Annotated in this window: 22 protein-coding genes; 8 read left to right on the plus strand and 14 right to left on the minus strand. The window is 70.0% G+C overall.

Annotation, left to right across the window (positions count from 1 at the left end; all coding sequences use genetic code 11):
* Positions 1-45 precede the first annotated feature (45 nt).
* Positions 46-705 (minus strand): response regulator transcription factor, encoded by a 660-nt coding sequence (locus OHA61_RS37650; protein ID WP_406306885.1) that lies wholly within the window; start codon positions 703-705, stop codon positions 46-48.
* A complete protein-coding gene (locus OHA61_RS37655; protein ID WP_406306886.1) occupies positions 693-1967 on the minus strand; it encodes a sensor histidine kinase in 1275 nt (424 codons plus the stop codon). The genes OHA61_RS37650 and OHA61_RS37655 overlap by 13 nt, the downstream gene beginning before the upstream one ends.
* A gap of 202 nt (positions 1968-2169) precedes the next feature.
* Between OHA61_RS37655 and OHA61_RS37660 the strand changes: the two genes are divergently transcribed.
* From OHA61_RS37660 to OHA61_RS37670, 3 genes are read left to right on the plus strand one after another with little or no spacing between them, the layout of a single operon-like run.
* Entirely contained in the window at positions 2170-2415 is a 246-nt protein-coding gene (locus OHA61_RS37660) for a hypothetical protein (protein ID WP_406306887.1), read from the plus strand.
* Entirely contained in the window at positions 2412-3185 is a 774-nt protein-coding gene (locus OHA61_RS37665) for an ABC transporter ATP-binding protein (protein ID WP_406306888.1), read from the plus strand. The genes OHA61_RS37660 and OHA61_RS37665 overlap by 4 nt, the downstream gene beginning before the upstream one ends.
* A gap of 3 nt (positions 3186-3188) precedes the next feature.
* A complete protein-coding gene (locus tag OHA61_RS37670) occupies positions 3189-5729 on the plus strand; it encodes an FtsX-like permease family protein (RefSeq protein ID WP_406306889.1) in 2541 nt (846 codons plus the stop codon).
* 20 nt (positions 5730-5749) lie between these two features.
* Here OHA61_RS37670 and OHA61_RS37675 read toward each other — a convergent pair whose 3' ends face one another.
* The 4 genes from OHA61_RS37675 to OHA61_RS37690 all read right to left on the minus strand — a co-directional run bounded on the left by OHA61_RS37675 (position 5750) and on the right by OHA61_RS37690 (position 9019).
* Complete coding sequence (locus OHA61_RS37675; protein WP_406306890.1) at positions 5750-6148, minus strand: DUF3592 domain-containing protein; 399 nt, start codon at positions 6146-6148, stop codon at positions 5750-5752.
* On the minus strand, positions 6130-7668 hold the full coding sequence (locus tag OHA61_RS37680; protein ID WP_406306891.1) for an MFS transporter: 1539 nt from the start codon (positions 7666-7668) through the stop codon (positions 6130-6132). Before OHA61_RS37680 ends, OHA61_RS37675 begins: the two co-directional genes overlap by 19 nt.
* Before the next feature lie 14 nt (positions 7669-7682).
* Entirely contained in the window at positions 7683-8483 is an 801-nt protein-coding gene (locus tag OHA61_RS37685) for an alpha/beta fold hydrolase (RefSeq protein WP_406306893.1), read from the minus strand.
* A 77-nt stretch (positions 8484-8560) separates the two neighbouring features.
* Positions 8561-9019: a cupin domain-containing protein gene (locus OHA61_RS37690; protein WP_406306894.1), complete on the minus strand. Its 459-nt coding sequence runs from the start codon at positions 9017-9019 to the stop codon at positions 8561-8563.
* A 156-nt stretch (positions 9020-9175) separates the two neighbouring features.
* On the opposite strand from OHA61_RS37690, the gene OHA61_RS37695 reads away from it, so the two are divergent.
* Positions 9176-9790, plus strand: a complete 615-nt coding sequence (locus tag OHA61_RS37695) for a TetR/AcrR family transcriptional regulator (RefSeq protein ID WP_406306895.1) — start codon at positions 9176-9178, stop codon at positions 9788-9790.
* A 179-nt stretch (positions 9791-9969) separates the two neighbouring features.
* Here OHA61_RS37695 and OHA61_RS37700 read toward each other — a convergent pair whose 3' ends face one another.
* Positions 9970-10374 carry a hypothetical protein gene (locus OHA61_RS37700; protein WP_406306896.1) on the minus strand — a complete coding sequence of 135 codons (405 nt, stop codon included), beginning with the start codon at positions 10372-10374 and terminating at the stop codon, positions 9970-9972.
* Positions 10375-10613: 239 nt separating this feature from the next.
* On the opposite strand from OHA61_RS37700, the gene OHA61_RS37705 reads away from it, so the two are divergent.
* On the plus strand, positions 10614-11309 hold the full coding sequence (locus OHA61_RS37705; protein ID WP_361918688.1) for a L,D-transpeptidase: 696 nt from the start codon (positions 10614-10616) through the stop codon (positions 11307-11309).
* Between the two features lie 285 nt (positions 11310-11594).
* Here the strand turns inward: OHA61_RS37705 and OHA61_RS37710 are convergent, their stop codons facing one another.
* Positions 11595-12482 (minus strand): RimK family alpha-L-glutamate ligase, encoded by an 888-nt coding sequence (locus OHA61_RS37710; protein ID WP_406306897.1) that lies wholly within the window; start codon positions 12480-12482, stop codon positions 11595-11597.
* 309 nt (positions 12483-12791) lie between these two features.
* Here OHA61_RS37710 and OHA61_RS37715 point away from each other — a divergent pair, with 309 nt between their 5' ends.
* On the plus strand, positions 12792-13814 hold the full coding sequence (locus OHA61_RS37715; protein ID WP_406306898.1) for a chitinase: 1023 nt from the start codon (positions 12792-12794) through the stop codon (positions 13812-13814).
* A 20-nt stretch (positions 13815-13834) separates the two neighbouring features.
* Here the strand turns inward: OHA61_RS37715 and OHA61_RS37720 are convergent, their stop codons facing one another.
* Both OHA61_RS37720 and OHA61_RS37725 read right to left on the minus strand, forming a co-directional pair.
* Positions 13835-14071: a hypothetical protein gene (locus tag OHA61_RS37720; protein WP_406306899.1), complete on the minus strand. Its 237-nt coding sequence runs from the start codon at positions 14069-14071 to the stop codon at positions 13835-13837.
* A 120-nt stretch (positions 14072-14191) separates the two neighbouring features.
* Complete coding sequence (locus OHA61_RS37725) at positions 14192-14800, minus strand: GPP34 family phosphoprotein (RefSeq protein ID WP_406306900.1); 609 nt, start codon at positions 14798-14800, stop codon at positions 14192-14194.
* Positions 14801-14964: 164 nt separating this feature from the next.
* On the opposite strand from OHA61_RS37725, the gene OHA61_RS37730 reads away from it, so the two are divergent.
* Positions 14965-15144: a hypothetical protein gene (locus OHA61_RS37730; RefSeq protein WP_406306901.1), complete on the plus strand. Its 180-nt coding sequence runs from the start codon at positions 14965-14967 to the stop codon at positions 15142-15144.
* 95 nt (positions 15145-15239) lie between these two features.
* Here the strand turns inward: OHA61_RS37730 and OHA61_RS37735 are convergent, their stop codons facing one another.
* Together OHA61_RS37735 and OHA61_RS37740 are read right to left on the minus strand one after the other, a co-directional pair.
* Positions 15240-16118, minus strand: coding sequence for a C40 family peptidase (locus OHA61_RS37735; protein ID WP_406306902.1), 879 nt, complete (start codon positions 16116-16118; stop codon positions 15240-15242).
* Positions 16119-16211: 93 nt separating this feature from the next.
* Positions 16212-16574 (minus strand): hypothetical protein, encoded by a 363-nt coding sequence (locus tag OHA61_RS37740; protein ID WP_328681518.1) that lies wholly within the window; start codon positions 16572-16574, stop codon positions 16212-16214.
* A gap of 317 nt (positions 16575-16891) precedes the next feature.
* Here OHA61_RS37740 and OHA61_RS37745 point away from each other — a divergent pair, with 317 nt between their 5' ends.
* Positions 16892-18118: a PP2C family protein-serine/threonine phosphatase gene (locus tag OHA61_RS37745; RefSeq protein ID WP_406306903.1), complete on the plus strand. Its 1227-nt coding sequence runs from the start codon at positions 16892-16894 to the stop codon at positions 18116-18118.
* 45 nt (positions 18119-18163) lie between these two features.
* Here the strand turns inward: OHA61_RS37745 and OHA61_RS37750 are convergent, their stop codons facing one another.
* Together OHA61_RS37750 and OHA61_RS37755 are read right to left on the minus strand one after the other, a co-directional pair.
* Positions 18164-19285 (minus strand): glycoside hydrolase family 26 protein, encoded by a 1122-nt coding sequence (locus tag OHA61_RS37750; protein ID WP_406306904.1) that lies wholly within the window; start codon positions 19283-19285, stop codon positions 18164-18166.
* The gene (locus OHA61_RS37755; RefSeq protein WP_406306905.1) at positions 19282-21030 is read right to left on the minus strand and encodes a glycosyltransferase family 2 protein; all 1749 of its coding nucleotides are present in this window, start codon (positions 21028-21030) and stop codon (positions 19282-19284) included. The genes OHA61_RS37750 and OHA61_RS37755 overlap by 4 nt, the downstream gene beginning before the upstream one ends.
* Between the last annotated feature and the right edge of the window lie 79 nt (positions 21031-21109).

Below are 21109 nucleotides of genomic sequence, written 5' to 3' on the forward strand. Positions count from 1 at the left end.
CGGTACAGCCTGCTGTACCGCCCTCGGTCGTGTTCACGGCTCGGCTCATGTCAGCCGGCGGAGATCCTCCAGATAGCGCAGGACGGCGGCGACCCGGCGGTCCACCTGGTCGGTGGGGGACAGGTCGAGCTTGGCGAAGATGCTGCGGATGTGCTTGTGGACGGCGCCCTCGGTCACGACGAGCCGTTCGGCGATGGCGGTGTTGCCCAACCCCTCGGCCATCAGGGCGAGTACGTCCCGCTCGCGGGGGCTGAGCCGGTCGAGCCGGGTGTCCTGGCGGGAGCGGGTGAAGAGCTGCGCGACGACCTCGGGGTCGATGGCGGTGCCCCCGGCCGCCACCCGCCGCAGCGCGTCCAGGAACTCCTCCACCCGTCCGACGCGCTCCTTGAGCAGATAGCCCAGGCCGCCCACACCGCCGGTGAGCAGCTCGGTGGCGAAGGTCTGCTCGACATACGCGGACAGCACGAGGACCGCCAGATCGGGCCGCCGGCGCCGGGCCTCGACCGCCGCGACGATCCCTTCGTCGGAGTGGGTCGGCGGCATCCGTACGTCGAGGATGGCGACGTCCGGTTTGTGCGCGTCGATGGCGTCCAGCGCCTCGTCGGGGTTGCCCGCGGTGGCCACCACGTCGAGGGACTCGGCGCCCAGCAGGAGGGCGAGCCCCTCGCGCAGCAACGGGTCGTCCTCGGCAATCACGATCCGCATGGAAGATCCGCCTTCAGGGTTGTCGGGCCGCCGGGCGGGCTGGCCAGGGAGAGGTTGCCGTCGTGGGCCGCGATCCGGCGGCGGATGCCGGTGAGTCCGGAGCCGCCGTCCTCGTCCGCGCCGCCCCGGCCGTCGTCCTCCACGCACAGATGGAGACGGCCGCCGCGGCTGCGCGCCGTGACGGTGGCGTGTTCGGCGCCGCTGTGCTTGGCGATGTTGGTCAGAGCCTCGGCCACGATGAAGTAGGCGGTCGCCTCGACGGAGGCGGCACACCGCTCGGGAACCTCCACGTCGATCCGGCAGGGCACCGCGCAGCTCGCGGCAAGACCGGCGAGCGCGCCGGCCAGTCCGCGGTCGGCCAGCACCGGCGGCAGGATGCCGCGCGCGACCGTACGCAGCTCGGCCAGCGCCTGCTCGGCGGCGGTCTGGGCGCGTTCGAGGAGTTCGTCGGCGCCGGCCGGGTCGCGGGCCACCATGCGGCGGGCGGCGCCGAGCAGGACGGTGACGGAGACGATCCGGTTCTGGGTGCCGTCGTGCAGGGAGCGCTCGATGCGGCGCAGTTCGGTGGCGTGGGCGTCCAGGGCCGCGGCGCGCGTGGCGGTGAGCTCGGCGATGCGCAGGGAGAGGTCGGTGTCGGGGCCGGACGCGAGGAGCCGCCGTCCGGGCCGGGCCTGCAGCCCAGCCATGCCGGGCGTGAGCCCCAGGATGATGGCGATCCAGCCCACGCCCAGCATCGCCACGGCGAGGGCGTCCGGCCAGGAGTGCGCGTTGCCGAGCCCCACGGACGTGGCGGTCGTGTCCTTGGGCATGAGCTTCCAGTACAGCGGAAAGAGGCTGTCGCGCGCGGCGGAGATCGGCAGCAGGACGCTGAGGAACCCCAGGAGGGACCCCAGGGTGGCGTGCCGGACCAGCCAGCGCAGTTCCCGTCGGGTGGTGGGGTCTGGGAGGGCGAGGCGCAGTTGCGTCGGCGGAGGTTCCGGGGCGAGGACCTCGGGACCCCAGCGGCCGAGCCGCCGGCGCTCCCGGTCGGCCAGGGCGTGCAGCGCGCGCAGTGTGGCGGGCGCCATGAGCAGTCCCACCCCGACCAGGCTCGCCGCGGCGGTGACGGCCAGCCAGAGCAGCACGAGCAGGGCCGGCAGGGCTGTACTGAGCCCGGAGGTGAGCTGGCCGATCCCGGCGCCAGCGGCACTCGTGGTCCGTACGACGGTCTCCTTGAGACCCTCTCGCCGGTCACCGGCCGTCGCGTCCTGCTGGATCGCCATCCGCCGTCCTTCCCTCTGCTTCGCGAACGACCTTATGCCGCACGCCTGTTTGCCGTCAGCCGAGGGGAGGGGGAGTACAGCCTGCTGTACCTCGAACCGGGCGGTCTGCGGGATCGGCCGGGAGGGGTGCTGATCCATAGCGTCGGTGACGACAGCCGGACCGCGACGGACCAACCGCTCAGCACCCTGGGAGGAAGCCCCCATGACGACCACGGACCCCTACCGCCTCGCCACCCCCGCCCACCACACGCACGGCGCACCGTCGCCTGCCCTCACCCGCGGGGAGGTCGTCCGCACGCTGCTGTGGATCGTGGTGGTGATCAGTGCGGTCTCCAACATGGCGGCCTCCTACGGCAATGCCGACACCTGGGTGCACCTGGCCTGCGGCGCGGTCACCGTCCTCGGCGCGGGGACCCTCGTCGTGCGCAACCTGCGAGGCCGTCGATGAGCGCCGCCTTCGCCCGGACCCGCCGCTCGGCGGCCACCGCACACGACATGCCCGCGCCCGCCATCGCCCTGGACCGGGTCAGCAAGGCCTACCCGGGAGGCGTGAGCGCACTCGACGACGTGTCACTGACCGTGGAACGCGGCATGTTCCTCGCCGTGATGGGGCCGTCCGGCTCCGGCAAGAGCACGCTGATGCACTGCGCCGCCGGGCTGGACTCCCCGACGTCGGGGAGCGTCCGCATCGACGGCCACGAGATCGGCGGCCTGAACGAGACCCGCCGCACCGAACTGCGCCGGGAACGCGTCGGTTTCGTCTTCCAGGCGTACAACCTGATCCCCTCGCTCAGCATCGAGGACAACATCACGCTGCCGCTGCGGCTGGCGGGCCGCACCCCGGACCGCGACTGGGTGCGGACGCTGGTGGAGCGGGTCGGTCTTGCCGACCGGCTGACCCACCGCCCTGCCGAGCTCTCCGGCGGCCAGCAGCAACGAGCCGCAGTCGTACGGGCGTTGGTGGCCAAGCCGGCGGTCGTGTTCGCCGACGAGCCGACCGGCGCGCTGGATCTGCGCAGCGCCCACGAAGTTCTCGACCTGCTGCGGGGTCTCGTCAACGAACTCCACCAGACGGTGGTGATGGTCACCCACGATCCGGCGGCAGCGGCCCGCGCGCACCGGGTGCTGGTGATGGCCGACGGCCGCGTGGTCGAGGCCCTCGACACACCCACCGCCCCCGAACTGGCCCGCCGTCTCGTCGCCCTGGGAGAGGTCTGAGTCATGTTTCGTCTCGCGATACAGATGGTCAGGCACCGGATCACCGCGCTGATCGCCGTGGCCTGCGCGGTGCTCGGCGGCGCGGCCCTGATCACCGGCACCGGCGTACTTGCAGAGTCCGGCCTGCGCTCCCACCTGCCCGCCGGCCGTCTCGGCGGCGCGGCCGTCGTGGTCGCGGCAGACCAGGAGTTCCATCCGGTCGGGGACCTGCCGATCGCGCTTCCGGAGCGTCGCAGGGTCCCGGCCCGACTGGTCGGTGAACTGTCCGAGTTGCCGGGTGTCACCTCGACGGTCGGCGACATCAGCTTCCCCGCCGCCCTCGTCGACCCCCACGGACAGGTCGTATCGGCCGGGGATCCCCAGGCGGCGGGGCACGGCTGGTCCTCGACGCGGCTGCTGGACGGGACGCACGCCGACGGCCGCGGTCCGGCCGGTTCCGGCGAGGTCGCCGTGGACAGCGCCACCGCCGCGGCGGCGGGGGTGAAGGTGGGCGACCGGGTCCAGATCGTCGCGGGCGCCCGGCCCGCCGCCGGTTACCGCGTCTCGGCGGTGGTCGACGCTCCGGGCGCCGGTGTCTTCTTCGCCGATACGACGGCCGTACGACTGGCAGCGCGTGACGGCGGCCCGCACGCAGGAACCGTCGACCTGATCGGCCTGCGTACCGCGCCCGGCGCCGGGGAACGGGTCGCCGCCGAAGTCCGTACGAAGCTGAAGGGCACGGGTCTTGAGGTGGCAACCGGCGCGGGCCGCGGGGACCTCGTGTCGCCCGGCGCGGGCGCGTCCCGCTCGCTGCTGATCCTCCTCGCCGGTTCGCTCGCCGGGATCATCCTGCTGATCACAGGTTTCGTCATGGCGAGCGCGCTGGCCGTGTCGATCGCAGGGCAGCGCCGGGACCTGGCGCTGATGCGGGCCGTCGGCGCGACCCCGAAGCAGATCCGCCGCCTGGCCGCCGCCCAGTCCACCGTCGTCGCGGCCGTGGCCCTCGTACCCGGCGTGGCGCTCGGCTACCTGCTGGCCGGGCAGTTCTGCCGGCTGCTGGCGGACCGAGGGGTCATCCCGTCCGAACTCCCCCTGACCATCAGCCCGTTGCCCGCCCTCGCGACGGTCCTCCTGATGGCAGTGGCCGTGCAGATCTCGGCCCGAGGCTCCGCCTGGCGCACCTCCCGGATGCCGGCCACCGAAGCGGTCGCCGAATCACGCAGCGAGCCGCGCAACCCGTCGAGGATCCGGACGCGCATCGGCCTGTTGGTCATCGTCGCCGCGAGCACCATGTCGGTCCTGCCGCTCTTCTCCCGCACCGTCATCGGCGCCACGGCCACGTCCATCGCGGGCATCCTCGGTGCGATCGGCCTGGCCCTGGCCGGCCCGGCCCTTGTCCGGGGCATCGGGAACGCGGCGGCCCGGCGCACACGCTCCGGCGTCTCCGCCCCGACCTGGCTGGCGATGGCCAACGTCCGCGCCTACGCGCTGCGCAACGCGGGGATCGTCAGCACCCTGGCCATGGCGGTCGTGTTCGTCCTGACGTACACCCTCACCCAGACCACCGTGCTGGCCGCGACGGCGCACGACACCCGCACGGGCACGCTCGCCCAGCAGCGCCTGAGCGCGCCGGGCCTGGGCGGACTGCCCGACGGCACGCTCGCCGCCGTACGGAAAACGGCTGGTGTACGGGCGGCGGCCCCGGTCGGCACGACCACCGTGGTGTGGCCCTACAAGCAGTTCGGCGACACGGAGACCGAGTCCGGATCCGCGATGATCCTCACGCCGGACGCGTCGCATGTCCTCGACCTCGACGTACGGGAGGGCGGCCTGGACCGTCTCAGCGGCGCCACCATCGCCGTGAGCAGCGATGTCGCCCGCTCGCGCTCCGCAGGAGTGGGCCATCGGGTGAGCCTCGTCCTCGGTGACGGTGCGAAGGTCGACGTCAAGGTGGTCGCCGTCTACGCCCGGGGCCTCGGCTTCGGCACGGTCGTCCTTTCCCACGACCTCGCGGCCGGACACACCACGACGGGCCTCGACCAGAGCATCCTGATCCGCACGGACGGCACGGCGACCGCCCGGCGGGCCCTGACCACCCTCGCCGCGTCCCACCCGGGCCTGGCACTCGAGGAGACGAACCCTACGTCCGCCGACGGCCTGAAGGACGCACCGCCCGAGGTGTGGATCAACCTGGCCACGATCGTGGTCCTGCTCGTTTACCTGCTGCTCAGCATCGCGAACAAGCTCGTCGCCGCCACCGCCCAGCGCCGGGTCGAACTGGGGGCCCTCCGCCTCAACGGCACCACACCCCGCCAGATCCGCGCGATGATGCGCCGCGAGGCAGCCGTGACCGCTGTCACCGCGCTCACCACGGCCCTGTTGCTGTCGGCCTTGCCCCTCGCCCTTCTGGGTCAGGGCTTCCTCGGCCACCCTTGGCCGGCGGGCCCGGTGTGGCTGCTGCCCGCGCTCGCCCTGACGGTCACCGTCACGGCGTTCCTCACCATCGAACTCCCCACCCGGCAGGCCCTGCGCACGCCACCCGCGGACGCCATCCGCGCGCAGTGAGCGCCCCCTCTCGGCCCGGGTCAGCCCGCCAATGCGATCCACACAGCGGCGCCCAGGAAGACGATGGCACCGAAGAACGTGAACACCACCGGCCCCACCGTGTGTCGCCACATGAGCACCCGAGCCGTCTGCGGGTCGTGCGGCAGATACACCACTCCCACCTCCCGCCCCGTCGCCAGCCTCATCCCGCTCCCGCGGACCCGCGGTGAGAACTCCACCCGGTACCCCCGCTGGTCGGTGAAGGCGATGACCGGCACCCACATCGGCCCGTCGGAGTCGGTGGTGCGCACGTTGTCGACCACGAGGCCCTGCGTACGTGTCCCGCGCTGCCGCAACCGTCGTACCACCACGATCTCCCGCAGCGCGGCCGCAAAAAGCAGCATGGCGGCCGCCCCGCACATCACCGTACCGATGGACATTCCGCCACCTCTCCCTCGCTCACGCCTCTTTGTGCCTCGCCCGCACGAGACGCACTGACCTGGTGTTCGGTCGCGGTACCCGCCGGGGGCGCCTGGATCTGCCTGCCGTTACGAGAAGCAGGCGTGGACTGCTCGGAGTCGACGTCGGCGGCGACACGTCCGGCGCCGCCGGGGGAGCCACGGCCGGCGGTCACGGCGCTCAGGGCGAAGACGGCCAGGCCGCACCCGGCGATGATCCACCAGGCCGCCGACAGCGCCCCGGCGGCGACCACGGCGCCGATCACCGCGATGCCGATCGCGGAGCCTACCTGCCGGCTGGTCGCGGCCACCGCGGCGGCCACCCCCGCCCGGTCGCGCGGCAGGCCGGCCACCGCCGTGTCGGTGATCGGCGCGTTGACGAAGCCGAAGCCGAGGCCGAACAGCGCGTACGTCAGGGCGAGCAGGGCGTACGACGGGTGGGTGGACTGGGTGGCGAGCACGGCCAGCACACCGCTGGCGGTGATACCGGCCCCGGCGATCAGCAGCGGCACCCGCGGGCCCCGGCTGCCCACGATCCGCCCGGACAGCGGCGGGCACACGAGCGACAGCACCGCCATGGGCAGCAGCCGCAGCCCCGCCTCCAGCGGACTGAGCCCCAACTCGCCTTGCAGATACAGGGCGTTGGCGAACAGGAAGCCGCCGAGTGCGGCGAACGCGAAGACGGCTGTCAGGGTGGCCCCGCTGAAGGGCGCGCTGCGGAAGAGCCGGGGGTCGATCAGCGGTTCGGCGCGCCGGTTCTCGTACGGTACGAGCCCGATGAGCGCGCCCGCCGCGGCGACCAGGCAGGCGGCGATCAGCGGCGAGGTCCAGCCCTCGCCGGGGCCCTCGATGACGGCGTACGTCAGCGCGCCGAGCAGGACGATCACCAGCAACTGCCCCACCGGGTCTGCGCGGCGGGCCCGTGCCGCGCGGGACTCGGGGACGAACAGCGCGGTGAGGACCAGCGCGGCCAGCCCGATCGGCACGTTCAGCCAGAACACCGACCGCCATCCGACCGACTGCACCAGTACGCCGCCGAGGACCGGCCCGGCCGCCATGCTGATGCCGACCACTCCACCCCACACGCCGATCGCCCGCGCCCGTTCCCGGGGCTCCGGGAAGGTGTTGGTGAGGATGGCCATGGCGACCGGGGTGAGCATGGAACCGCCGACCGCCTGCACCATGCGGAAGACCACCAGCCAGCCCGTGGTCGGCGCCAGACTGCAAAGCGCCGAGGCGCCGGTGAACAGCACCAGGCCCAGCTGGAAGACCCGCCGTCGCCCGACCCGGTCGGCCGTGGAGCCGGCCGCCGTCAGCAGCGAGGCCAGCACGATGGTGTACGCGTCCAACGTCCACTGGAGCCCGGAGACCGAGGAGCCGAGGTCCCGCTGGACGGCGGGCAGGGCGACGTTGAGGACGGTGGTGTCGAGGCTGACGAGCAGGACGCTCAGACAGCAGACGGCCAGGACCGACGTCCGTCGGCCGCCGTGGGGTCGGTGCACGGGCGCTTTCCTTATCAGGGCCGGTTCGTGGCGTGCGAGTCGGCGAAGTCCCAGACCACGGCGAGGAGTTGCTCGGGGGTCTCGATCTGGGGCATGTGACCGGTGCGGTGGAGCAGCTCGAACCGGGCCTGCGGTATGGCCGCCGCGTAGGCGCGTCCGTACTCGGCGTCGACGACCTCGTCGCTCTCGCCCCACACGACGAGTGCCGGGTGCGTGACCTTGGCGAGCCGCTCGCGGAGGGTGGGGTCCTCCATGACGAACGGCCCGGAGTAGACCTGCAGTGCGGCGCGGTTGGCGGCCATGACCGCGCGGGCGGCCTCCGGAAGGGTGGCGGGGTCGACGGCGAACTTCGCGGGGTCGTGGAAGGCGAGCCGCGACAGCTCGGCGGGGGTGAGGGAGAAGGTCTCGGCGATGGGGTGGCCGGGGACCTTGATGCCGGCGGCGTTGACGAGGACGACGCCGCTGATCCGGTCGCTGCCGAGCAGGGCCAGTTCGGCGGCGATCCAGCCGCCGATGGAGTTGCCGACGACGGTGACGTCCGTGAGGCCGAGTTCGTCGAGCAGCCGTATGTAGGCCTGGGCGAGGGCGGGGACGTCGGTCAGCCAGTCGGGCCGGGCGGTGCCGCCGAAGCCGGGGTGGACCGGGGTGATGACCCGGGCCGGCCGCTGTTCGGCGAGCAGCCCGGCAAAAGGCGCGACCGTCTGCGGGCCGCCGCCGCCGTGCAGCAGCAGGAAGGGGTGGCCCTGCCCCTGGTCGTCGACGGTGATGTCGAGGTCGCCGGAGGGCAGGGTGAGGGTGTGGACGGTGCTGGTCATGGGTGTCCTCAAGGGGGTTGGGCGGTCAGAAGATTGGGCGTCAGAGGGCTGGGCTGGGCGTTCAGAGGCCTGGGCGGTCAGGCGAATTCGGTGGCGGGAACCGTGGCGTAACGGCTCATCACCTCGACGGTCGACTCGGCGTCCATCTCCCGGCCGCCGGCGATCATGTCCCGCAGATCGCGGAAGTACTGCACGTACAGGTCGGGCGTGAAGGTGTTGAGCATCACCGCCGGCTCGTCGCCGGGGTTCGCGAAGGTGTGCGGGGCGCCGGGCGGGATCATCGCGAGCGTGCCGGCAGGGGCGACGTGAGTGGTCTTGCCGACGGTGAAGTGCACGGTGCCTGAGACGACGTAGAAGCCCTCGTCGTGCTGGGCGTGACGGTGCTGCGGCGGGCCTTGGGTGTGCGGGGCGAGGGTGATCTCACCGATCCCGATCCGGTGCCCGGTGGTGCTCCCGTCCTCGAGGATGCGCATCTGGGTCGGGCCCAGACGGATCGTCTCGCCGCCGTCCGGGCCGACCACGGAAACCTCGTTCATTGCCGCCTCCTTCACGTCCTTCGTAAGAGCTTGCTCTCATAAGATTAGGGAGCCAGCTCTCTTTATGCAAGTTAACTCTCATGACGAGAGTGAGCGGTGATAAGCTGCCCGCGGAGAGACGGCAGGAATGAGCGGGAATGGGGACGTGACGTACCGATGGCGACGACGCAGACGGACACCGGCCGCAGCAACCAGAAGAAGCGCACGCGTACGGCGATCGTCGAGGCGGCCCGCGAACTCATCGGCGCGGGTGGCGAAGTGACCATGCCCGCGATCGCCCGCGCGGCCCTGGTCTCCGACGCCACCGCCTACCGGTACTTCCCGGACCTCCCGTCGCTGATCGGCGAGGCTCTCGCCGGCGTGTGGCCCGCCCCCGCCGACGCACTCCGCCCGGTCGCCGACTCCCGCGACCCCGTCGAACGCGTCGCCTTCGCCTGTGAGTTCCTGCTCCGCGGCATCCTCGTCCGCCAGGGCGCGGTGCGCGCGATGATCGCCGCCACCATCACCCGCCCCGAGGCGGCGGGGGAGCGTCCTGGTATCCGCTTCGGCCTCATCGACCACGCGCTTCTGCCCCTGAAGGACACGCTGGGGGCGACGGATCCGGACGCGTTCGCCCAGCTCAAGCGGGATCTCGCGGTGGTCGTCAGCGCGGAAGCCCTGTTCAGCCTCACCGATCTGTGCGGGCTCGCCCCCGACGAGGCCGTCGCGAGTGCCGTACGAACCGCGACGACCCTGACCGAGGCCGCTGTGCGCCCGGCTTCGCACGGGTGAAGCGGAGCCGACCTGGCGGGTTGGGTCTGCGCCCACGGCGAGCACTGTGTGCCGCAACGGCCATCGACGCGGGTGTGTCGGTCAGATGACCGGGGACCAAGCCGCGGCGCGGCGGTTCTTCACGCGCTTCGGCATGCCGCCCGTCGTGACCCGCGCCCATGGCGTGTCGGCCGCGGAGGCTACTTCCACTCGAAGACCCTGCCCGCTACCTTTCCGTCCTCGGTCGTGTCGAACTCGAACACGCCCACGGTCCCCGCGAGGTCCGCGAACTTGGCGGCAGCAGTCTCGTAGAAGATGGCGCCCCGCCAGTTCACTCCGCCGGTGTCGGTGAAGCGGCCGACGCCCTGACCGTGCCAGGTGACCGTCTCTCCCTCATTGGTCATGATGATCCCCTGGCCGTCGCCGATGAGCGTGCCGTCGGGCCGTACGAACGACTCGTACGTTCCGATGTCCCTGACTGCCGCGTTCAGCAGCGTGCCCACTGCCTGGAAGGAGACTTCCATCGCGGGCTGGCCGTTGTCGCTGGGAAGCACACGCATTGCGGTGGTCTCGCCCAGTTCTTCGCCGAGCAGATCGCCGAGCATGATCGGACTCCTCTCGAAACCCTCTCGGAACTCCTGATCCGCCCCCTCATCCCGGACTACGCCGGAAGCCTCCTGCCGTCAAACGGAGGCCGACCGGAGCCGACGGCGGCCGCGTCCCCCGGCACCACCTGCTCCGGGTGCTGTTACGGAACCGTCTTCCTTTCGCGTGCAACTACCGGGTCCCCATGACCGTCTACCAGGCGGAACTCGGACTACGCACGGACAAGGAGCCGACAGACGTGGGGGACATTCGCCGACGAGGAGTCGTCGCACTCGGGATCACCGCACTGGTGACCCCGTTCACTCTGGCCATGGGGAGCACGACCGCTCAGGCTGCGTCGTGTACGACGCAGACAGGGCCGTACCAGAGGCAGGTCGAGAAGTTCCTCGGGCGCCCGGTGGACGGAAAGCAGTCGGCCGCCGACTGCAAGGCGATCCAGGCCTTCCAGACGAAGCATTCGATCAGCCCGAACGCCGGTCTTGCGGGCCCCATCACCTGGGGCGTCATGGATCTGATGAACAAGCAGAAGGCCGTCGGGAAGAACCCGAACAGGGCCGGCAAGTGCCCGGTGAACAAGGGCCGCATCGCGTGCGTCGACCTGACGCTCCAGCTGAGCTGGGTCCAGGACGGCAGCAAGCTGGTGTACGGACCGGTGGCGGTGCGAACCGGCCGCGACGGTCACGAGACCCGCACCGGCTTGAAGAAGATCTATCTGCGGGACATCGACCATGTGTCGAGCCTGTACAACGTGCCGATGCCCTATAGCCAGTTCTTCGACGGTGGCCAGGCCTTCCACTCCGTGGGCATCAGCGTCTGGGCACCGCCCGGCTCGCACGGGTGCGTGAACATGACCAAGGGCGATGCCGCCAAGTACTGGAGCCTGCTCCGCAACGGCGACGACGTCTTCGTCTACGGCCGCAAGCCCGGAACCTGACCGGCTCACCGATTCCCCGGCGGGTGGCGACCGTGACGGTCGCCGCCCGCCGGGGTGCCGCAGCTAGGCCCTGTCCGGCCGATCTTGCCGGGCTCGCGTGCCCTGGCACGGCACTCCCCCGTAGCCCTTCGGGCACGGGAGGTACCCCCACGCTGCGTTGTCGTCAGTCGCCTACGCTCCGCGTGGGCTCGCCCCCTGCCTTCGGCGGGGGGACCCCCATCCTCCGGCCTGCGATGCACCATGCCGGACCCCGCTCGCTGATCCGGCCTGATCGACCGGACAGGCCTAGAGCGTAGGTATCCGGCTCTCGGCCGCGACGGCGTCGACGAAACGCCCGAGCCCTTGCGGGTTGCTCTGGAGGAACAGATTCGGCTCGATGAGTTCCAGCTCCATGACCACGGGTTCCCTGTTCTCGTTCAGTGCCAGATCCACCCGGGCGAAGAGCGGGGCCGCCGGCGACGGAATCGCGTCCAGCGCCGCCAGCGCCGTGTGGAGCTCCGCATCGGTCGGCCGATAAGGGGTGACACTCGGGTGTGCCACTCTGGAGTTGTCGATCACCCCTGGCTCGGTCAGTACGGGTCCCTTGCGGATCGCATGGCTGAAGGTGCCGCTGAAGAAGACCAGAGCGCGTTCACCCTCTTCCACGAGGGGCAGATACGGCTGGATCAGCACGCTGCGGCCTTGGTCGAGCAGACTTCGGGCATGTTGCACGGCGTCCGTGTGCCGGCCGGGCTCGTAGCGTGCGGTGTCCCGGGCACCCGCGGAAACCGAGGGCTTGACCACGACTCCGTCAGGCCTGTCGAAGTCCCCTTCGTCGAACCGCCCGCCCGGTTCGACGCAATGCGTCGGCACGATGGGGACACCGCGCTCGGCGAGTTTCAGCAGATAGCGCTTGTCGCTGTTCCAGCGCACCATCGGCGCCGGATTCCACAGCCGGGTGGCGCGAGCCGTCGTGTCGGCCCAAGTCAGGAACTCGCCGAGTCGTTCCGCGTAGTCCCAGGTGGACCGGATGACCGCCAGATCGAATCGGTCCCACCCGACGGAGTCCGCATCCCACGCGACGGATTGCGCCGCCAAGCCGTCAGCGCGCAGTGCGTCAACGATCAGCGGGAGATCCACGTCGTGGTCGACGCCCGCGTCGCTCGTCACGACCGCGATCCTGGCAGCGCCCATGCAACTCTCCAGTCGATACACCAATTCCGGACAGGGCACTCTTCCACACACGACTTCGCGGTGGTCACCCATTATCGGTGAGCACACGCTCACGCGAGCAGTTCGCGCACACCGGGGATGACCTGCGTGCCGTAGAGCAAAGCGGCCGGGATCACGCGCGGGGCCTTGACAGCGACCAATGGTCTGGACCAACTTGTACGTCCAGCGGTGGCCACCGTTCCGATGTGCAATCCCCCCACTCACACGCCGCGTTCACGCAGTGCGCCTTCCGCATGCCGCGGTGTGCTCTCCCCCCACGGAGGCCATGCAGTGCACAGGAAAGTACGCCCCCGCACACTGAAAGCCATCCTCGCCGTCGGCGTCCTCGCAGCCGCCGGTATCGCCGTACCAGCCGCCAATGCCACGGAGGAGTCGGCGCCTCGCGACACCTCGGTTGCGCCTGCCGCCGTCCCCACGCACGCCGTGACCGGTTACTGGCAGAACTTCAACAACGGGGCGACCGTCCAGACCCTCGCGGAGGTCCAGGACCAGTACGACATCATCGCGGTCTCGTTCGCTGATGCGACAAGCACGCCCGGCGAGGTCACCTTCAACCTCGACTCGGCCGGACTCGGCGGATACACCGTCGAGCAGTTCAAGGCGGACCTCGCCGCGAAGAAGTCCGGCGGAAAGTCCGTGATCATCTCCATCGGTGGCGAGAAGGGCGCGGTCGCCGTCAACGACGACGCCTCCGCGAAGGCCTTTGCCGACTCGGCTTACCGATTGATGCAGGAGTACGGGTTCGACGGCGTCGACATCGACCTGGAGAACGGTCTCAACTCCACGTACATGACTCAGGCGCTCAAGTCGCTGTCTGCGAAGGCCGGTTCGGGCTTCGTCCTGACGATGGCGCCGCAGACCATCGACATGCAGTCGACGTCGAACGAGTACTTCAAGACGGCGCTGAACGTGAAGGACATCCTGACTGTCGTCAACATGCAGTACTACAACAGCGGTTCGATGCTCGGCTGCGACGGAAAGGTCTACTCGCAGGGGTCGGTCGACTTCCTCACCGCCCTCGCCTGTATCCAGCTCGAAGGCGGCCTCGACCCGTCCCAGGTCGGCATCGGCGTGCCTGCCTCCACGCGGGGCGCGGGAAGCGGCTACGTCGAGCCGTCGGTGGTGAACAGCGCGCTCGACTGCCTGACGCAGGGCGTCAATTGCGGATCGTTCAAGCCGTCGAAGACCTACCCGGGGCTCCGCGGTGCGATGACCTGGTCCACGAACTGGGACGCGGCCGCGGGCAGCGCCTGGTCGAACGCCGTCGGACCGCACGTCCACAGTCTGCCGTAGAGCAGCAGAGCCCGTCAGTGTCAGCAGCGCCGCCGCTCCACCTGGCGGCGTTGCTGCACGTGGCGGATGTCGGCGGGGTTCTGGTAAACCCGGCTGCCCCACGGAACCATCACGGTATGTGGTTCTTCCTGGTGCCCCTCATATCGCTTCTTGCGCTTGCCTCGTGGATCGACTGGAGAGCGCGACGCCGCAGGAGGCAGATCCGCGACGGAACAGCCATGTCGCGGGATGTGCGGGATGCCCGCCGCGATGCGCACGCCTGGGAGGCTGGATCCCTGGGACACAGCGGCGAAGACACATCATGGATGAAGAAGCGGTCACCGTGAGACGCGGCAGCGTTCGAGGCCCGAGGAACACAACGCACTGACGCGCCGCCGTCATTCGCCTCGCCAGATGTTGTCGAAAGCCGCGTCCTCGATGACTCGCCGCTGCCGTTCGCCGTCCAGTTCCCTTACCGCGTCGTGCACGGCGGCGAGCACGGTCGCCACCGCGTCGTCGGACACGCTCGGGAGGTCGGCGGTCTCCTCGTCGAGGATCCCGACGGCCGCGGCAAGGGCGGCGAGGACGGGATCACCTGATGACCAGCGTTCCGCCGCCTGGCGGCGGGAGGCCGAATCGAGCAGTTCCGTCGCACTGTTCCGGGAGGGCATCCAGCGGTGGCGGCGTGGCTGAGTGAACTGCCCTTCCGCCTCAAGTGCGGCCAGATAGGCCGCGGACAGCCCGCGCCCCCGGCGCCACAGCCAGTCGTCGACCGACTCGTACGGTGCTTCGACGGCAAAGGACGACGCGGCCTCATCCAGCAGGCGATCGGGGATCGTGGGCCGAAGGCTCGGCACGATGCGATCGTCGTCCAGCCTGACGGCTTCGGCGCCCAGGAGGTCGATCACTTCGGCTCCTGCGAGCGCAAGGGAGAGATCGCCCTGCTCCACAGGCCGAGCGGACTCTCTGTCCATGGCGATGATCAACAGGTCCCGCGGTGTGGTCATGAATGGCTCCCCATGCCCAGGGCATCAGCCACCGGCCTGCCTCTGTCCTTCGGCCGCAATCTCGTCTACCCCCTCAACGTCCCACAGCGGGACTTGCCTGTCCTCCCGGCGGCGCGGAACACCCATCCTCAGCACGACGTTACGGCAGTGAGGGAAGGGACAGGATGACGTATACGAAGAAGGACGTTCAGGATGCCGCCGAGATGGCGCGTCGTGCTCGGTTCGGCAGTCTCCCGGAGCGAATCCGTCTGGAGGACACCGTTCAAGAGCTCCCGGCCACGGCACCGGACCCGGCGAAGGATACGTACAACTCCGACGAGTGGCTGACGCGTAACGCTCTGTAGCGCAGTCGACCCGGTTTACGCGGCTTGGTCGTACGACGCCGTTCGCACCAGTGGCCGACCCCCGTGACGGTCACTGGTGCGAACAGCGCGCGGCGTCAGAAGGTGCAGGCCGGGACACCGTCCAGCCACGCGGGCCCTTGGATGTAGATGTTCGTGACCCACGCCTTGTAGTCGGGCAGGTATGACCAGGCGTCGTTGGTGTAGCCGTCGGAGGTGACCAGTTCGGCGTGCTTCTGGCACTCGACGCGGATGGTCGTGGCCTGCGGGAAGGCGTAGACGCGCGCGGCCTTGGTGGACGGCTGAGCCTTGGTCCAGACGCCGGTGCCCCAGGTCTGGAAGATGTGCCCGCTCACCGGTCCGGTGTCGACCCGGACCGCTCCGTAGTAATCGCCGTTCAGCCGCACGTCGCTGACCATGAGTTTGGTGCCGGACTGCTTGGCCTCCACCATCTTGCCCGCGCCGAGATAGATGGCGATGTGGTGCAGTTGCCGGGAGTTGCCCCAGGCCAGCAGATCGCCGGGGAGCAGCGGGGCGAGCCCCTGTGCGGCGGTGAAGCGTTCGGCCGCGCGATGCGTGTAGTACTGGGCGCTGGCGACGCCGTTGAGGATGTCCGCCCCGGTGGCCTGGGCATAGGCGTGGCGGACGAGACCGGAGCAGTCGAAGCCGAGCCGCTCGGGATCGTGCTCGCTGGCCGGGTCGGTGGGATCCACGTGCCCGTACGTGGCACCGGGCTGCGGGCCGTGGCCGCCGCCCCACGTGTACCAGACGTCGGCGGCGACCTGCGCGCACGCGGCGGCAACGGCGCGCTCGGCCGCCGCGGAGGCTCCCGGCGCCAGGACGGCACACTCGCCGGCGGCGGCCGTACGAACGGCTGTGGCCGCGGGCGCGGTTGAGGCGGCCGCGGACGTGGGCGCCCAGAGGAGGAAGACCAGTAATCCGATGAGTGAGCCGATGAGACCGGATCGGCGGAGCATTGCAGGGACCCTCGTTTCTTGTTGCCGTAAGGAATGCACGAACTTCCGGAGCCGCCGTTCGGCAGCTCCGGAAGGTGTCCACGCGGGGAGGAACTACGGCTGAAGGGTGATCGAGTTGATCGGCGTCATGTCCTTGTCGATGTACCAGCCGGCCGGCAGGTAGCCCTGACAGCCCGTGCCGTTGTACCCGGTGCACGTCCGCATGGTCGCACCGCCGGTCTGGTTGTTGAAGATGCGGTATGTCCCGTACATGTTGCTGAGGTTGTGGGCCCCGTAGGTGTAGAACGTGTGGGTCGGACGGTCGTTGTTCCAGCCCGCACCCGGGTACATGCAGACGTACCCGGACTGGCACCCGTGGCTGGACGCCGCCTGGGCCTGGGTTGCGGTGAGTGTCGTCATCGTGCCGACAGCGAGCGCGAGCGCCGCGGCGGTCCTCATCATCTTGATCTTGCGCACGATTCCCCCTGGGAAGGTCTTGTTGCGTGCTGACGACTTCAGCCTGTCGCCGGGCGTGCACCGGGGTCGATGGGTTTCCTGTTGCCCGTCGGGCGAGCGGCTGGGAAACCGCCGGTGACCAGGCCGGACACCGGATCGAGGTCAACAGCCCGAGCTGGGTCCGTACGGCCCGCACGCGGGGCCGGGCTCCCCTCCCGCGAGCACTGAGCCGGACCAGGACGTGACCTGCCCGTTTCTCGGCGAGCGGATCACCGCCGCAGCCCCCGCGCGCTCATATCGTGAGGGAACCTGACGATGGCGGCGAAAGCGGGCGGACGATGACGGACCCAGTGATCGACTATTCGGCGGTGTTCCAGGCGCTGCCCGGCATGGTGGCGCTGCTGACCCCGGAGCTGGTGTACGCCGACGCCAACGAGGAGTTCCTGCGCGTGTCGGGCCGCAGCCGCGAGCAGCTGATGGGCCGCTACCTGTTCGACGTCTTTCCCGACAACCCGAACAACCCGGCCGCGACCGGTGCCCGCAACCTTCAGGCGTCGCTGCTGCGCGTGCTGGCCACCGGTGAGCGGGACGCCATGGCGCTGCAGCGCTACGACGTCGCATCGCTGGAGCGGCCCGGCGAGTGGGAGGAGCGGTACTGGAGTCCGGTCAATGCTCCCGTGCAGGACTCCGACGGCCGGGTCGTCCTGCTCGTGCACCGGGTGGAGGAGGTCACCGAACTCATCCGGGCCCGTGGCGGTCCCAGTGGGAATCGCGCCCGTGTACTGGAGGCCGAGCTCTACACCCGTGCCCGCGAACTGCAGGAGGTCAACGAGCGTCTGCGCCAGTCTCACGCCCGTGAACGCGAGGTGGCCCTTGCTCTCCAGACGGCGATGCTGCCCGCCCCCAGCCCGATGGGGCACCACCGGACGGCCGTGCGCTACCGCCCCGCCACCGGGGCCCTGAATGTGTGCGGGGACTGGTACGACCTGTTCGACCTGCCCGGCGACCGGATCGGGGTCGCGGTCGGCGACGTCGTCGGCAACGGCCTGGAGGCCGCCTGCGTCATGGGTCAGCTCCGCAGCGCGCTCAGTGCCGCCTCCCGCGTCGCCGATGGCCCCGCCCGTGCTCTGGACGTCCTCGGCCTGTACTCCCGCTCGGTCGACGGTGCCGAGAACACCACCGCCGTACAGACCTTCATCGACTGGGACACCCGGACCATCACCTACAGCAGCGCGGGCCACCCTCCGCCCGCGCTGCTGCGCGCCGATGGAACCGTCCAGTTCCTCGACGAGGCCACCGACCCGCCGCTCGGCGCCCGCCCCGACCATGTCCCCAGACCGCAGGCCACCGCGGTCTTCACCGAAGGCGCAACCCTCGTCCTCTATACCGACGGCCTGATCGAACGCCGCCGCGAGGACATCGACACCGGAATGCGCCGTCTCGCCGACTCCCTCACCCGCCACCAAGGCGCCGACCCCGAGGCACTGGCCGACGCCCTCCTGCTGGAGCTGCTTCCGTCCGGTGGCGTCACGGATGACACCGCCTTCGTCATCGTGCGGCTCTGACCCCGGACAGCCGCAATGGACCGCGTACCTGGGAAACAACAGGGTTCAGCGAACGCGTGGCGTCATACCCGGCTCCCACTTCTGCTGGTACCGGCTCGCCGACGCCCCTGCCGTGAAGGCCGCCGAGGATGCTCGGGACGTGCCCACGCGCCAGTCGATCTCCTTCACCGCCTGGTACCAGATGATGCCGATGATGTCGCGGTGGCGCGGCAGCGAGCGGAACATCTCGGTGATCCACTCTGCCTTGCGTCCGGCGGCGTCCGTGGCGCCGAGCTCGGTGATGACGAGCGGTTTCCGCGTGAAGCGCCGTATCTCGCTCCTCGTCGGCGTGAAGAGGCGGTCGAACGACTGGTAGTTCTCCTTGCCCACGGTGCCGTAGTAGCCGGACAGGCCCACCCAGTCCACGTATGCGTCTCCCGGGTAGAGCCGGGTGAGCGGCGTGGAGTTGGTGTAGCTGACGTTGGGGCTCCACACCCACAGGGCGTTATCTGCTCCCACCTCGTCGAAGATTGTGTGGACGTGACGCCACGCCCGGACGTACTCCCCGCGGCGGTTGCCGTTGGACTGCTCGCACCAGGGGTACCAGTAGCCGTTCATCTCGTGGGCGAGGCGGATGGCCACCGGGTAGCGGAGGGACTTGATGCCCCGCGCCCATGACCGTATGTACGGATCGAAGGAGCCGTGGATGATTCTCGACAGCCGGTACTCGGACTGCTTTCCGCGCAGCGTGGGTTCCTCGGCCTCGGCCTTGTGGTCCCACGGCTCCCAGGCGACCAGGGGCAGCATGCCCCGCTTGGCGACACGGTTGATGGCCTCGGCGTCGAACTGATCGCTCTCCCAGTCGGCCGAGAACTCGTACACCTGCGGACGGTGCCCGGTCTGGCGGGCGAAGCCGGCCGCTTCGGTGAAGTCATGGGCCCCCGCCGACGTGAAGACGCCGATGAACGCGGATCCCGCGGCGGGGAAAGCGACCGTGGGCCGCTTTGCGGTGGGGTGCGGCGCCGGCTGCTCGTCCGGCAGTACGGTGGTCGGGGGCAGCACGGCGTCGGCACGCGCGGCTGCCGCTCGGCGATCGCGGTCCGCCAGGCCCGGCGCCACCTGGAAGGTGTACCAGGACAGCAGGGCGGCACACAGAAGGGCGAGCACCCGTGGCGTGGTGATCCTCATTGCTCCGCCCTCGCCGTGCGCAAGCGGGTGGAGACATCCTGCGCCAGCGCGAGCAGCGGCGGGGCCGAGCCGGCCGCAAGAGCCAGCAGCGTCCAGATCCGCATGCCGGTGTAGTCATGGTTGTTGAGGAAACTGACGGCCAGCAGGCACCCCGCCAGCAGCGCCCACACCAGGTGCAGCCGGAAGGTGCGCAGGGACTCCTGGCTGCGCAGTTGGCCCTTGGCGGTGACCACGTATGCCAGCGGTCGGCGCAGCAGTGCGTTCGCCGCGGCGGCGATGTAGACAGGCCCGGCGAAGAGCGACAGCAGGATGCCCGCCATGCCGATCTCCCGCCTCTCGTGCTCGGCGAGGTTGAACCGGCGCAGCCACAGCCAGAGGGCGAACGAGCCGCCCATGCCCGCCGACCACAGCAGGAACCAGGGGAGTCCGGGCACTTGGATGGACGAGACTCCGAGCAGCATGTACAGGGCGGTGGCGAGGGTGCCGAGCGCCAGGCTCATGGCGACGCTCGGGTAGTAGAACTGAACCAGGTCGTACAGCAGCCGCTGGCGTGGCCGGAGCCGGATGCCCTGCCTCAACTTCGGGTTGAGCTTGATCTCCCAGATGCCATAGGCCCAGCGCCTCTGCTGGTTGAAGTAGTCGGTCCAGGTGGTCGGTCCCTCGCCCACGGCCACGATGTCGGGGGTGTAGACGCCCTTCCAGCCGTTTCCGGTGCCGGGATTGACCGTGCCGTGGATCCTCATGCTGGTCAGATGGTCCTCGATGATCGAGTCCTGGTAGCCGCCGATCTGCTGCCATGCGGAGACCCGGTAGAGGTGATTGGTGCCGATCAGCAAGGGGGCGTCCAGGCCGTTGCCGCCCCGTTCGACGATGCTGCTGAACAGGTACTGCTGCACTGAGGCGCCGTGGGCGACCCAGTTGTCGTAGGCGTTTCCGTACACCTGGGGGGCCACCACGAACGCGGTGTCCGGGTCGTGGAAGTAGCCCAGGGTCCGCTCCAGGAAGCACGGCAGCGGCACATGGTCCGGGTCCATCTGGGCGACGACGTCGTAGTTGTTCTCGTGCTCGGCGCGCCAGGCATTGTGGTTTCCGGACTTGGTACGTGCGCGGAAGGGACCGGACTGCTGGTTGTACTCCGGCCGGTCCTTGCGGCTGAAGTGGTGGACCCCCAGGCGCGCCGCCATCTGACGTACGGTCGGATCGTTTCCCTCGTCCAGGATCCAGACGTCCACGGTGCAGTCCCAGCGCTCGACCTCCAGCATGGCCCGCAGCGTCCGCTGTACGACGGCCATCGGTTCCTTGGACGGCACGATGGTGGTCAGCATGGCGACCCGGAGCCCCTGCGGCGGCACCATGGGGATCGGGTCCTTCGCCCGGAAGGCGAACACCCAGATCGCCACCGCCTGCACGATTTTGATCGTCTCCACCGCGATGACCAGGCAGAAACCGGTCCGGGCCAGGAACAGCCAGCCGTTGCCGACTCCGGTGATCCCAGGGCCGGGGACGTGTTCGGGCAGCAGCAGCCAGCCTATGAAGACGATGTCGGCCAGGGCTGTGGCCAAGGTGAGAGCGGTGAGCGAGACCCGGTCGCCCCGCCGCAGCACGGAGAAGTACTCCACTTTCCGGCCCGGGTTGGCCAGCGGGCCGCATTCCCGTGCGGCACGAGTGTAGGCGGCGACGGCTGAGGCGTTGCGGCGATTCTTCTTTTCGACGCGCCGGTCCGGGCGGCATGAGTATCTGGACATTTCCCCCCTTGCTGACCAACAGCGGGACTCGGGCGTGAATAAGCCGCTACCTGCGGTGAGTAGGACTGCGTGTGTCGCC

It is taken from the genome of Streptomyces sp. NBC_00885, assembly GCF_045207475.1.
Taxonomy (GTDB): Bacteria; Actinomycetota; Actinomycetes; order Streptomycetales; family Streptomycetaceae; genus Streptomyces.

Bases quoted from the DNA above. Each gene is read 5' to 3' on its own strand.
- OHA61_RS37690 (WP_406306894.1), bottom strand. From the start codon at position 9,019: ATGAACGAGGTTTCCGTGGTCGGCCCGGACGGCGGCGAGACGATCCGT.
- OHA61_RS37660 (WP_406306887.1), top strand. From the start codon at position 2,170: ATGACGACCACGGACCCCTACCGCCTCGCCACCCCCGCCCACCACACG.
- OHA61_RS37700 (WP_406306896.1), bottom strand. From the start codon at position 10,374: ATGCTCGGCGATCTGCTCGGCGAAGAACTGGGCGAGACCACCGCAATG.
- OHA61_RS37685 (WP_406306893.1), bottom strand. From the start codon at position 8,483: ATGACCAGCACCGTCCACACCCTCACCCTGCCCTCCGGCGACCTCGAC.
- OHA61_RS37675 (WP_406306890.1), bottom strand. From the start codon at position 6,148: ATGTCCATCGGTACGGTGATGTGCGGGGCGGCCGCCATGCTGCTTTTT.
- OHA61_RS37650 (WP_406306885.1), bottom strand. From the start codon at position 705: ATGCGGATCGTGATTGCCGAGGACGACCCGTTGCTGCGCGAGGGGCTC.
- OHA61_RS37735 (WP_406306902.1), bottom strand. From the start codon at position 16,118: ATGCTCCGCCGATCCGGTCTCATCGGCTCACTCATCGGATTACTGGTC.
- OHA61_RS37725 (WP_406306900.1), bottom strand. From the start codon at position 14,800: ATGACCACACCGCGGGACCTGTTGATCATCGCCATGGACAGAGAGTCC.
- OHA61_RS37755 (WP_406306905.1), bottom strand. From the start codon at position 21,030: ATGTCCAGATACTCATGCCGCCCGGACCGGCGCGTCGAAAAGAAGAAT.
- OHA61_RS37730 (WP_406306901.1), top strand. From the start codon at position 14,965: ATGACGTATACGAAGAAGGACGTTCAGGATGCCGCCGAGATGGCGCGT.
- OHA61_RS37670 (WP_406306889.1), top strand. From the start codon at position 3,189: ATGTTTCGTCTCGCGATACAGATGGTCAGGCACCGGATCACCGCGCTG.
- OHA61_RS37750 (WP_406306904.1), bottom strand. From the start codon at position 19,285: ATGAGGATCACCACGCCACGGGTGCTCGCCCTTCTGTGTGCCGCCCTG.
- OHA61_RS37745 (WP_406306903.1), top strand. From the start codon at position 16,892: ATGACGGACCCAGTGATCGACTATTCGGCGGTGTTCCAGGCGCTGCCC.
- OHA61_RS37695 (WP_406306895.1), top strand. From the start codon at position 9,176: ATGGCGACGACGCAGACGGACACCGGCCGCAGCAACCAGAAGAAGCGC.
- OHA61_RS37710 (WP_406306897.1), bottom strand. From the start codon at position 12,482: ATGGGCGCTGCCAGGATCGCGGTCGTGACGAGCGACGCGGGCGTCGAC.
- OHA61_RS37655 (WP_406306886.1), bottom strand. From the start codon at position 1,967: ATGGCGATCCAGCAGGACGCGACGGCCGGTGACCGGCGAGAGGGTCTC.
- OHA61_RS37665 (WP_406306888.1), top strand. From the start codon at position 2,412: ATGAGCGCCGCCTTCGCCCGGACCCGCCGCTCGGCGGCCACCGCACAC.